The sequence below is a fragment of the Agriterribacter sp. genome (assembly GCF_035445465.1).
Classification (GTDB): Bacteria; Bacteroidota; Bacteroidia; order Chitinophagales; family Chitinophagaceae; genus Agriterribacter.
In genome coordinates this window covers 55688-67007 of sequence record NZ_DAOMQT010000002.1, presented here as the reverse complement: position 1 = coordinate 67007, position 11320 = coordinate 55688, and the positions used below count along the sequence as shown (strand labels likewise).

The window sequence follows — 11320 nt, the reverse complement described above, 5'->3', positions numbered from 1 at the left end:
GTTTAAAAAGAATCATATGTTCAATAAAAGAATTAAAATAAAGCAATTGCTGTTACAGGAACCAGAGAGCCAGGAGGTTACAGTTATGGGATGGGTGCGCAGTTTCAGAAATAACCAGTTTATTGCACTCAACGATGGCTCTACCAATAATAACCTGCAGGTAGTAGCCGAACTGGGCAAATTTGATGAGGCTTTGCTGAAACGGGTTACCATTTCGGCATCTTTAAAAATTACCGGCACGGTTATTCCCTCTTTAGGCAAGGGCCAAAAGCTGGAACTGAAAGCCGCCACCATAGAGATCCTTGGCGACAGCGATGCTGAAAAATATCCGCTGCAACCCAAAAAACACAGCATGGAATTTTTAAGGGAGATTGCCCACCTGCGCTTTCGCACCAACACGTTTGGCGCGGTGTTCAGGGTGCGGCACAGCTTAGCCTTTGCTGTACATCAGTTTTTTAATGATAAGGGATTCGTGTACCTGCACACACCGGTAATTACCGCAAGCGATGCAGAAGGAGCCGGGGAAATGTTCAGGGTAACTACTTTACCGGCCCATAATCCGCCGCTTACCGAAGATGGCACTATTGATTATAAAGAAGACTTTTTTGGACGCGCAACCAACCTTACGGTAAGCGGACAATTGGAAGGCGAGCTGGGCGCCACCGCCCTGGGTGAAATATATACTTTCGGACCTACTTTCAGGGCCGAGAACTCCAATACTCCCAGACACCTGGCGGAGTTTTGGATGATTGAGCCCGAAATGGCTTTTTGCGACCTGGAAGACAATATGAACCTGGCGGAAGAATTCATTAAATACATCATCCGCTACGCTATAGAACATAACCCCGAAGATCTGGCGTTTTTAGCACAACGCCTTGCCGATGAAGAGAAACAACTGCCGCAGGATAAACGCAGTGAGCTGGGGCTACTGGAGAAATTGGATTTTGTGCTCAATAATAATTTTGAAAGGATTACTTACACACAGGCCATTGATATTTTATTGCAGTCGCCCGCGTACAGGAAAAAGAAATTTCAGTACGAAGTAAAATGGGGCATTGATATGCAGAGCGAGCACGAAAGATACCTGGTTGAAAAACATTTTAAAAAGCCGGTTATCGTTACGGATTACCCGATGAACATAAAAGCATTTTATATGCGCCGGAACGATGATGGCAAAACCGTTGCCGCCATGGATATTTTAGCGCCGGGCATTGGCGAAATCGTGGGCGGTTCCCAGCGTGAAGAAAGGTTAGACCTGTTGTTGCAACGCATGGAAGCCATGCATGTATCCGCGGAAGAGCTATGGTGGTATTTAGATACCCGCCGCTTCGGCACGGTGCCTCACGCCGGCTTTGGACTGGGCTTTGAGCGCATGGTACAATTCGTTACCGGCATGAGCAATATCCGCGATGCCATTGCTTTTCCGAGAACGCCGGGAAGCGCGGAGTTTTAAGAAAGCCCTTTACAATGGGGTTTTAGCAGCTTTTCACAGACCGTTCTTCCTGCACCTTTGCCGCAACGGGGTCACCCAAACAACTCCACAGGATTTAGTTTCAAAAAATCCTGCCAGGGCATGCCGGAATTTCCAACCAACAATATTTTATATAGATTAAACTGTTTTTGGAAGGCCGTCATCCCCGAACGGCTTTGTGCTGCCCCGCTCTTTATTTCCAAAGCCACAGCCTTACCCCCTTTTTCAATAATAAAATCTACTTCTTCATTTCGCTCTCTCCAGTAATACAGCATAAACCTTTCTGTTAGCGCATGATTGATCAAATGAGCTCCTACGGCCGACTCTACCATGCGTCCCCATTGAGCAGGTTGTACAATGATGTCCCGAAAGGTTTCATTACGCTGAGCACTTATCAATGCAGTATTGTGTACCTGGAACTTCGGGCTGGATCCCCGCTTACGGATGATATCTTTAGCATACTTTTCAAGTCCGCCAAGCAACCCGGCGGTATCTAGTAAATTTAAATAATGCGACAGGGTAGTGGTGTTACCTGCATCCTGCAATTGCCCCAGCATTTTGGTATAGGAAAGGATCTGGCCGGAATACAGGCACCCCATTTCAAAAAGCCGTTTCATCAGCGCCGGTTTGTCTACCCTGGTAAGCATGAGTATATCTTTGGAGATACTCGTTTCAATTAAAGATTGCTGAACATACGCTTTCCACCTGTTTTCATCTTTTATAAGTTCCGCTGATCCGGGATACCCGCCAAACCACACATACTGATTAACATTCCACCCAAACGCTTTTTGCATTTCGGTAAAAGACCAGTGGCCCAGATACATGCTTTCAAACCTGCCCGCCAGCGATTCCGTAAGCCCCCGTTGTAGCAGCAGCCGGGATGAACCGAGCAGTATCACTTTCATATTTCTTTTCTTCCGGCTATCTGTATCCCATAATAATTTCACCGCTTCACTCCACTGCTCTATTTTCTGAATCTCGTCAATGATCAATAGAAATTCCGGCATTTTTTGCTGATCCATCATTGTGCGGGCTGCTTCCCACTGCTGCTCCAGCCATGTAGTATTCGTTGCAGCTATAGCATCGGCAGACACAAAATGATGAGGTATCTTTATTTTCTCCGCTAACTGTACAACCAATGTGGTTTTTCCCACCTGCCGGGGTCCCATTACCACCTGTACGAAGTTGCGTGGCTCCTGTATCCTTTGAATAAGCTCTTGTAAATGAGGGCGTACAAACATTTTTTACAAATTACTCAATATAATGAGTAAAATTATTCAATATAATGAGTAATTAAAGGATATTTTTTTTTTCAAGGAATACCGCTTGACGAATCCGGCCATTATACAACGAAAGAAGTTGGCTTGTATACTACCATTTTGCCTTAGCGCATCTCTATTTTCTTACGGCCCTTATCATTTCCCGCTTATGCGCCGGACCGGGTATTTTTTCAACACTGAACCCAGCTTCAATCAGCGCTCGACGCACTGTTCCTTTAGAGCAATAGGTTACCAGCACGCCGTTTATTACCATAGCGTCAAAGATCTTTTTAAACAGCTCCCATGCCCATAATTCCGGCTGCACATCCGGAGCGAAAGCATCGTAATATACGAGGTTGAATAACTGCGGTGTCCGAAACTCCTGCACCGTTGTTAAATGCCGGTATACAATAAACCAGGGGGAAACAGCGAGCGGTTCGTTCCCTGCCGCAACATGCATTTGCCTGAAAGGCAATGCCAGGTTTGGCCGCTGCAATACGGCACAATAGTTCAGTCCGCTGAACTCCCGATCATTCAATGGAAAGGGCTCTATAGCATGGTAATGAACCGTCAATTGCCTTTCCTGTACTGCTTCCAGCGTTAATAAAGCATTGAGCCCCGTACCAAAACCTACTTCAAGTATATTAAGTGCCACAGGCTGTATATCCATCCACCAGCGCAAGCCCGCTTCCACATATATATGCCGGCTTTCCTGCACCGCGCCGTGAACAGAATGATAGGTTACGTTGAGAACAGGCTCATATAAAGTGTGTGAGCCATCGGCTGTTATTTGCTTTTGCCGTTCCATGTATTGAGCAAAGAATCAAGATACAAATAACAAGAACCAAACAAGTTTCAAATCCGAATATTAAATTTCGAAATCCGAAGCGGAATACAAATCACCAATAATCAAATAAACCCAGTCTGCCGTGGCAAATTCAAATCCGAAGCGAAATGCAACTGTAAACCATAAACTGTAAACCAGAAACTATTCCCTAGTCCTTCTCATGCACCGATAAAATGGGAATACGCGAATGAAAGACCAGTTCTTTGGTGTGACTTTTTTGAAACAGTAAGTCTAATAAACGGTGCTTGCGGGGTATTACAATCAGCAGGTCAACATCATTGCTTTCTGCAAATGCGCTGATCCCCGTTTCTACATCGGGGTTATCAATATAAAAATATTTTGGCCGGAGCTCCTGCAATAACGAGTACAGCAATACCGACTGCTCAGCCGAATCTTTTATATTACTATTTTTATCATCCACGTTTAAAACGCTTAGCGTTGCATTAAAGGTGGTTACCCATTCCTTTATAGCAGCCGCGGGTGCGGCATCCACTATTTTTTTAAAATCACAGGCAAAGCCGATCCGTTGTATACCGTTAAAAACGGCGCCTGGCGGAATAACAAGCACCGGAGCGGTAAGATGCCGTATGGCCGATAAAGTAGAGCTTCCCACCAATAACCTTTCTACAAAACCGGCGCCCTTTGTTCCCATCACCACGGCAAAGGGATGACTGGCAGCGCATATTGCTTTCAGCTCGTCTAACAGGTCGCCTAATCTTACTTCGGCAGTTATGGCAAGCTTATCCGGGGCAACCCGCTGCACCTGTTCTTTTAGCTCATCAATTCTTTCCTTGTTGATCTTTTCCAGCTCACCAATATCCATCAGTGGCAACGGAATATCACTGTTGTCATACGATACAGGCGCCTGGTATACATGCAGCAGCATTACGGAAGCATCAACAGCCAGCGCAAGATCCACGGCATACTCCATGGCATTAATAGCCACCGGTGAAAAGTCTGTAGGAACAATAATGGTTTTCATCATCCTGTTTTTTACTTAACAAAATATAGCTGGCTTTAGTTGTTCATAAGCACAATGGGCAGGGCTTTCTTCTCTGAAATACAATTTTAAAAGAATTGATGCTAATTTCATGCAAAATTCCGCTTCGGTACTCAAAATACGCTAAAAATCCCGCTATGCATATTCCTGTAGTTACCTTTTAATGCTTATAGGATGAGTTTGAAACTTTTACGGCATATCTCTTTTTTGAAGGCTGTTACTTTATATAGCTTAACAGCTTTTGGGGGAGCGCAGGGCCATTTTGGAATGATGATGAAAACTTTCGTTGCCAAAAGAAAAGACATAACGGAGCAGGAACTGCTGGAATACAATGCCTTTTGCCAGTTGCTTCCCGGCGCATCCTCTACACAAATCATTACCCTCATAGGTTATAAAAAAGGAAAGCTGCCCCTGGCCATTTTAACGTTGCTGCTTTGGATATTGCCCGCCTGCCTGCTCATGAGCGGGCTTTCTTTTGCCCTCGATTTTGCCGGTAAAACAACGCTGCAAAACGATCTGTTTAAATTTATAAAGCCAATGGCTGTTGGCTTCCTGGCCTTTGCTGCCTTCAGGGCATATACGTTGGTTTCTGGCAACCGCATTGCCCGGCTCATTATGGCCGGCGCCATGATCGCCACTTATTTTCTTTTTAATTCACCCGTCATTTTTCCGGCAGTTATTTTACTGGGCGGACTAATCACCAATTTTACGGAAAAGACTTCCAAAACAATAAGTATTGAGCCAAGACCCGTTAAATGGGGTAATATAGTAATATTTTTTTTAATATTTATTATTGCGGGATTTTTCAGTGAGCTATCGCGCAAAAATGAATGGCAGCACCGTAAGGCTTTTAATCTTTTTGAAAATACCTATCGTTTTGGCGGAATGGTTTTTGGCGGGGGAGATGTGCTGATGCCCATGATGTATGAGCAATACGTGGTTCGTCCGGCAACCCAGCGCGTACAGCTCAAAAATCAAAACGTGATCAGCATTGACCAGAATGAATTTCTTACCGGGGCGGGAATGGTAAAAGCCATACCCGGCCCTACTTTTTCTTTTTCGGCTTTTGTGGGAGGGGAGGCGCTAAAAAATGAAGGCCCCGGCATGCAGGCTATTGGCTGTGCCATTGGTACTTTTGGCATTTTTTTACCCAGCGCCCTGCTGGTATTGTTTTTCTTCCCGGTGTGGCACAATCTAAAAAAATACCCGGCCATTTACCGCTCCTTAAAAGGAATAAACGCGGCCGTAGTAGGCATTATGGCGGCATCTGCTTTTTTCCTGATGAAAGACATTTCTTTTTTTGAAGTAAACGAAGAAGCCACCACCAGCTTTTTAAATATTGGCGTAATTGCCGGAACATTTTTGCTGCTCACTTTTACCAAACTGCCTGCCCCTGTAATTGCATTGATATGCCTGGTACTTGGATTGATTTTTCATTGATAAAATAAGCAGCGTTAAGTTAAACGTACTTTATCTGTAGTACCCATTTTTTTCTATTTCTTCTTTAACACTGTCCGGAACCAAGTACCGTACAGATTTTCCCTGTTGCACCATCTCCCGTATTTGGGTAGCCGAAATTTGCAGCAGGGGAGCGTCTAATACAGTAATATTAGTCGATTGTCCGGCGGAGACCTCAAAGCCTGCTCTTTTATATACAAAAACAGGATAGCGCTGCATCAGCACATCTGCATTCTTCCACTTATGCAGGTTTTGAAAGCTGTCGCTGCCCATAATAACGGCAAAACGATGCTGCGGATATTTCTCTTCCAGATAAGCTAAGGTATCTATAGTATAAGAGGGTTTGGGCAAATGAAATTCAATATCGGAAGCGCGGAGCTTCGGTTCTCCTTCTATGGCCGTTCTAACCAGATGCAGGCGCTGGTATTCATTTAACAGGGAATGTGATACTTTAAAAGGATTTTGAGGAGAAACCACAAACCAAACCTGGTTGAGCGGCGTATGGCCTGCAATGAAGCTTGCAATGATCAAATGCCCATGGTGAACAGGGTTAAACGATCCAAAATACAAACCTATATACATGCTAATATACTATCAGGCTGTTTTAATCATCAACTCTTCTACCAGTACACTTTTAGCCTCATTTAAGCGCAAACTTAAACTATATCCCGCAACCGACACTGAAATGGGATCTCCCAACGGCGCTATCTGGTCTACAGTGATCATTTCACCCGGAATAAAGCCCATCTCCATAAGCTTCAAAAACAGCTCATCATTTTCTACTTCCCTGATGATTACGGTAATACCGGGCGTTATTTCAGAAAGTCTCTTCATATATCAACAAATCTATTGGTAGTTTTGCAGCATTATTTACGATTTTCGGAAAAGGATTATTGATGCCTGTTATTAACTTTTATTTCCCATACCGGCAATTTGCGCTAAAAAGCAGAAAAGACCTAAAAATATTTATCCGTAACATCTTCAAGGCCGAAAAGAAAAAAATGGTTTCTCTTCAATGCATATTTTGTTCTGATGCATATTTATTAGCCATCAACCGGCAATATTTACAACATGATTATTACACCGATATTATAACATTTAACCTGGGAACGGAAAACAATATTGAAGGAGAAATATATATCAGCATAGAAAGGGTTAAGGAGAATGCCCGGTTAATGCACACCAGCTTTAAAGAAGAAATACACCGGGTGATTTTTCACGGCATTTTACACCTGTGCGGACATAAGGATAAGTTAAAAAGCGAAAAAGAAGACATGAGAAGAAAAGAAGATCGTTTATTGCAGTTGTATTTCAACAAAAATAAATACCGTTCCACGTGAAACGTTTTTTGCTTATTATTATTGTTTCCTTTTTTTGTGTCTCTGGTTTTGGACAGGGTTCTATTGTTTTAACTGACAAACCATTCATTATTAGTCATTTAAAAGATACGATGGTTGAAAACTGGTTAGCTGCCAGTAGCGGATATGCTTCGCTTTCAAAAGAAGAAAAAGAAGCAGTATACTGGGTTAATATGGTAAGAAGCCGTCCCAGGGATTTTTTAAACAACATTCTATACCCCTTTTTAGAACAATTTCCGGAAGTAAAAAACAGCTATACCCGCTCCCTTATCGCCGAATTATCTGCATTAGCTCCTTTGTCTCTAATAAAACCATCTGAAAAATTATATCAGGTAGCCGCTAATCATGCCAAAGACCTTGGCTCTAACAAAATGACCATTTCGCACAATTCCTCCAAAGGGAAATTATTCCAGGAACGCATGAACAGCTTTGGCTATTTTGAATGCGTTTCTGAAAATGTGTATGAAGGAAAAGAAAACGGTTTGCAATCTGTTATTTTCCTCCTTATTGATACAGGAGTAAAAAGCCTGGGGCACCGCAAAAATATATTAGATCCAGGCATGAAAAGTATAGCCGTGTCCTTTTACCCAATAAAAGGAAAAATAAACCAGTTCTTTATGGTTCAGAATTTTTCCTGCAATTAATACCATCGTTCCACGTGAAACACTGTTATCATATATCAATTGATCCCTCTAAATAAAAAAGCATTTTATTTTCCGCTACCGTAATTTTGCCGCATGTTTTCAGTATATGATGTTATTGTTGTAGGTGCAGGTCATGCAGGTTGTGAAGCAGCAGCAGCAGCAGCCAATATGGGCAGCAAGGTTTTACTGGTTACCATGAATTTGCAAACAATCGCGCAAATGAGCTGTAACCCCGCTATGGGTGGAATAGCCAAGGGCCAGATTGTGAGAGAAATTGATGCCTTAGGAGGGTATTCGGGAATCGTTACCGATACCACCATGATACAGTTCAGAATGCTGAACAAATCCAAGGGGCCCGCAATGTGGAGTCCGCGGGCTCAAAGCGACCGCATGCTCTTCTCTCAGAAATGGAGAACAATGCTGGAACAAACACCAAACATAGATTTTTACCAGGATATGGTTAAAGGTCTGCTCGTTAAAGATAACCGTTGCTTAGGTGTAGTTACCGGCATGGGACATGAAATAAAAGCTACCACGGTTGTGCTCACCAATGGCACTTTTTTAAATGGTATCATTCATGTTGGTGAAAAAAGATTTGGTGGGGGAAGGGTAGCGGAAAAAGCAGCAACAGGCATAACCGAACAATTAGTAGCCTTGGGCTTTGAAAGTGACAGGCTGAAAACAGGAACGCCACCCCGTGTAGATGGAAGAAGCCTTGATTACTCTAAAATGGAAGAACAGAAAGGCGATGAAACAATAAGCGGCTTTAGTTTTTTGCCACTTCCTAAAATTACTCCCGAACAGCAAAAAAGCTGCTGGATCACTTATACCAACCAAACAGTACACGATATACTCAAAACAGGGTTCGACAGAAGCCCCATGTACGCAGGCAGAATTGAAGGCGTTGGTCCCAGGTACTGCCCCAGCATAGAAGATAAAGTAAACCGCTTTGCAGACAAGGACAGGCACCAGATTTTTGTAGAACCCGAAGGCTGGAATACCATAGAAATATATGTAAACGGCTTTTCTACTTCCTTACCGGAAGAAGTGCAGCTTCAGGCTATTCGCATGATCCCCGGGTTTGAAAAAGCTAAGATGTTTCGTCCGGGTTACGCCATAGAGTACGACTATTTTCCACCTACACAGCTTCATTATTCTTTAGAAACCAAACGCATAAAAAACCTCTTTTTTGCCGGGCAAATTAACGGTACCACCGGTTATGAAGAAGCTGCCTGCCAGGGGCTCATGGCCGGAATGAACGCACATCTTGCCGCACAGCAAAAAGCACCTTTTATTCTTAAAAGAAGCGATGCTTATATTGGCGTGCTCATTGATGACCTCATCAGCAAAGGAACAGAGGAACCTTATCGTATGTTTACTAGCCGGGCAGAATTCAGGACTTTGCTTCGCCAGGATAATGCTGATCTGCGACTCACTGAAAAATCATACGCATTAGGGTTAGCTTCCGGAGAAAGAATGAAAATGTTGGAAGAAAAAAGAGACGCTGTTATTAATATTACAAATATAATTAATTCATTATCTGTTGAACCAAATGAGGTAAATGATTATCTTACCACTATTTCTACTTCCCCTATCACCCAAAAACAAAAAGCAGCACAGTTGCTATTGCGTCCGGGTATCAGTTTAAATGAACTGCAGGGCACCCTTCCAAAATTATCGGAAGCCCTTGGCAACAGCACCCGGGAAGCATTAGAAGAAGCTGAAATTCAAATTAAGTATAATATTTATATAGAAAAAGAAAAGGAACTGGTTTTAAAAATGAGCAAATTAGAGGACCTGATGATCCCTGAAAACTTCAATTACAGCCATATTTCCGCCCTTTCTGCGGAAGCTAAGCAAAAGTTCCTTTCTGTTAAGCCCAGAACCATCGGTCAGGCCTCACGCATTTCAGGGGTCAATCCCAGCGATGTGCAAATTTTGATGGTGTATATGGGCAGATAGTTTTAAAGCGCTTAAAGAGGCATCTACAAGCCTAAGGAAGCACTTATCTCCAGCATTCGCCTTATTGGTTTTAATGCGGCAATCCTTAAATCTTCTTCCATTGTTAGCTCCGGCAACTCATACTCCATGCACAAATACAATTTTTCCAGCGTATTAAGCTTCATATGCGGACAATCATTGCAGGCACAACTGTTATCGGGCGGTGCAGGAATAAATAATTTTCCGGGTGAATTTTTTTGCATCTGGTGCAGGATGCCCGTTTCCGTGGCTACAATAAATTCTTTTGCTTCATCTTTTTCCGAAAACTTAAGCAGTTGTGTAGTGGATCCAATAAAATCCGCTAACTGTAACACTACTTCTTCACATTCCGGATGAGCGATCACTTTAGCATCAGGATATCTCACTTTTAATTTAGTGATCTTTTCCCTGCTGAAAATTTCATGCACCATACAAGCCCCATCCCATAGCACCATGTTCCTGCCCGATTTTTTATTAATATAAGCACCCAGGTTTCTGTCCGGGGCAAAAATTATTTTTTGCTCCTGCGGCAGGCTCTCCACTATTTGCCGCGCATTGGAAGAAGTGCAGATAATATCACTCAGTGCTTTTATACCCGCCGAACAGTTAATATAGGAAATTACGATATGACCAGGGTGTTCATCCTTGAACTTTTTAAACAAAGGTGGTGGCGCCGAATCAGATAAAGAGCAGCCTGCTTTTAGATCGGGTAGTAGAACTTTTTTATGCGGATTCAAAATCTTTGCCGTTTCAGCCATGAAATGAACGCCGGCAAAAACAATAATGTCGGCAGTAGTTTTCTCCGCCTGCTGTGCCAGTCCCAAGCTGTCTCCTATATAATCCGCTACATCCTGTATATCCGGTTCCTGGTAGTAATGCGCCAGTATTACAGCATTCTTTTCCCGCTTTAATCTTTCTATCTCCTTAAACAAATCTAAACGGGGATCAATATCAACATCTAAAAAACCTACCCGCTGTACATTTTGCTTTGCTTCGTCAATGTTAATTACTGCCATAGTATTTAATAATAATTAATTATTTATTTAAAAGCCCTATTACTATTACGGCTGTGAATATGGGGAAACATAAGTAAACCCTTTTCTTGTCAAAGTTAAAACTAATACTTTATACACTTTCATTCACAGGCTATCAACAACAGGAAAGTAAGAGGGAGCAAGTATTTTTAATACCTTATGCACAATGTTGAATGATTAAGGCTGCGGAAAACTTTTTGATTATTTTTCTATAAAATGCTGTGCATAAGCTGTGGTGAAGTTCCTTTTATTAACCCTTGTTCCGGTAC

At 42.7% G+C, this 11320-nt stretch carries 11 protein-coding genes; 5 read left to right on the top strand and 6 right to left on the bottom strand.

Annotated features, from left to right (window positions below; all coding sequences use genetic code 11):
* The first annotated feature begins 16 nt into the window (after positions 1-16).
* Complete coding sequence (asnS, locus tag PLE34_RS01445) at positions 17-1453, top strand: asparagine--tRNA ligase (RefSeq protein ID WP_324553454.1); 1437 nt, start codon at positions 17-19, stop codon at positions 1451-1453.
* 71 nt (positions 1454-1524) lie between these two features.
* Here the strand turns inward: asnS and PLE34_RS01440 are convergent, their stop codons facing one another.
* The 3 genes from PLE34_RS01440 to PLE34_RS01430 form a co-directional block, all read right to left on the bottom strand.
* Positions 1525-2712, bottom strand: a complete 1188-nt coding sequence (locus tag PLE34_RS01440) for an ATP-binding protein (protein ID WP_324553451.1) — start codon at positions 2710-2712, stop codon at positions 1525-1527.
* 154 nt (positions 2713-2866) lie between these two features.
* Positions 2867-3538: a tRNA (5-methylaminomethyl-2-thiouridine)(34)-methyltransferase MnmC2 gene (mnmC2, locus tag PLE34_RS01435; RefSeq protein WP_324553449.1), complete on the bottom strand. Its 672-nt coding sequence runs from the start codon at positions 3536-3538 to the stop codon at positions 2867-2869.
* 187 nt (positions 3539-3725) lie between these two features.
* Positions 3726-4562, bottom strand: coding sequence for a universal stress protein (locus tag PLE34_RS01430; RefSeq protein ID WP_324553446.1), 837 nt, complete (start codon positions 4560-4562; stop codon positions 3726-3728).
* A gap of 189 nt (positions 4563-4751) precedes the next feature.
* Between PLE34_RS01430 and PLE34_RS01425 the strand changes: the two genes are divergently transcribed.
* Complete coding sequence (locus tag PLE34_RS01425; protein WP_324553443.1) at positions 4752-6017, top strand: chromate transporter; 1266 nt, start codon at positions 4752-4754, stop codon at positions 6015-6017.
* 30 nt (positions 6018-6047) lie between these two features.
* Here the strand turns inward: PLE34_RS01425 and nadD are convergent, their stop codons facing one another.
* A complete protein-coding gene (gene nadD, locus PLE34_RS01420; RefSeq protein WP_324553440.1) occupies positions 6048-6617 on the bottom strand; it encodes a nicotinate (nicotinamide) nucleotide adenylyltransferase in 570 nt (189 codons plus the stop codon).
* A gap of 12 nt (positions 6618-6629) precedes the next feature.
* Positions 6630-6869, bottom strand: a complete 240-nt coding sequence (locus PLE34_RS01415) for a FeoA family protein (RefSeq protein ID WP_324553437.1) — start codon at positions 6867-6869, stop codon at positions 6630-6632.
* A 62-nt stretch (positions 6870-6931) separates the two neighbouring features.
* Here PLE34_RS01415 and ybeY point away from each other — a divergent pair, with 62 nt between their 5' ends.
* The 3 genes from ybeY (at position 6932) to mnmG (ending at position 9999) form a co-directional block, all read left to right on the top strand.
* On the top strand, positions 6932-7375 hold the full coding sequence (ybeY, locus tag PLE34_RS01410) for an rRNA maturation RNase YbeY (RefSeq protein WP_324553434.1): 444 nt from the start codon (positions 6932-6934) through the stop codon (positions 7373-7375).
* On the top strand, positions 7372-8037 hold the full coding sequence (locus tag PLE34_RS01405) for a CAP domain-containing protein (RefSeq protein WP_324553431.1): 666 nt from the start codon (positions 7372-7374) through the stop codon (positions 8035-8037). The genes ybeY and PLE34_RS01405 overlap by 4 nt, the downstream gene beginning before the upstream one ends.
* A gap of 93 nt (positions 8038-8130) precedes the next feature.
* A complete protein-coding gene (mnmG, locus tag PLE34_RS01400; RefSeq protein ID WP_324553428.1) occupies positions 8131-9999 on the top strand; it encodes a tRNA uridine-5-carboxymethylaminomethyl(34) synthesis enzyme MnmG in 1869 nt (622 codons plus the stop codon).
* Positions 10000-10022: 23 nt separating this feature from the next.
* Here the strand turns inward: mnmG and nadA are convergent, their stop codons facing one another.
* Complete coding sequence (gene nadA, locus PLE34_RS01395; protein WP_324553425.1) at positions 10023-11033, bottom strand: quinolinate synthase NadA; 1011 nt, start codon at positions 11031-11033, stop codon at positions 10023-10025.
* Positions 11034-11320 lie beyond the last annotated feature (287 nt).

Excerpts from the sequence above, each read along its gene's own strand:
- PLE34_RS01440 (WP_324553451.1), bottom strand. The coding sequence starts at position 2,712 with ATGTTTGTACGCCCTCATTTACAAGAGCTTATTCAAAGGATACAGGAG.
- PLE34_RS01425 (WP_324553443.1), top strand. The coding sequence starts at position 4,752 with ATGAGTTTGAAACTTTTACGGCATATCTCTTTTTTGAAGGCTGTTACT.
- PLE34_RS01430 (WP_324553446.1), bottom strand. The coding sequence starts at position 4,562 with ATGATGAAAACCATTATTGTTCCTACAGACTTTTCACCGGTGGCTATT.
- nadD (WP_324553440.1), bottom strand. The coding sequence starts at position 6,617 with ATGTATATAGGTTTGTATTTTGGATCGTTTAACCCTGTTCACCATGGG.
- nadA (WP_324553425.1), bottom strand. The coding sequence starts at position 11,033 with ATGGCAGTAATTAACATTGACGAAGCAAAGCAAAATGTACAGCGGGTA.
- PLE34_RS01415 (WP_324553437.1), bottom strand. The coding sequence starts at position 6,869 with ATGAAGAGACTTTCTGAAATAACGCCCGGTATTACCGTAATCATCAGG.
- mnmC2 (WP_324553449.1), bottom strand. The coding sequence starts at position 3,538 with ATGGAACGGCAAAAGCAAATAACAGCCGATGGCTCACACACTTTATAT.
- asnS (WP_324553454.1), top strand. The coding sequence starts at position 17 with ATGTTCAATAAAAGAATTAAAATAAAGCAATTGCTGTTACAGGAACCA.
- ybeY (WP_324553434.1), top strand. The coding sequence starts at position 6,932 with ATGCCTGTTATTAACTTTTATTTCCCATACCGGCAATTTGCGCTAAAA.
- mnmG (WP_324553428.1), top strand. The coding sequence starts at position 8,131 with ATGTTTTCAGTATATGATGTTATTGTTGTAGGTGCAGGTCATGCAGGT.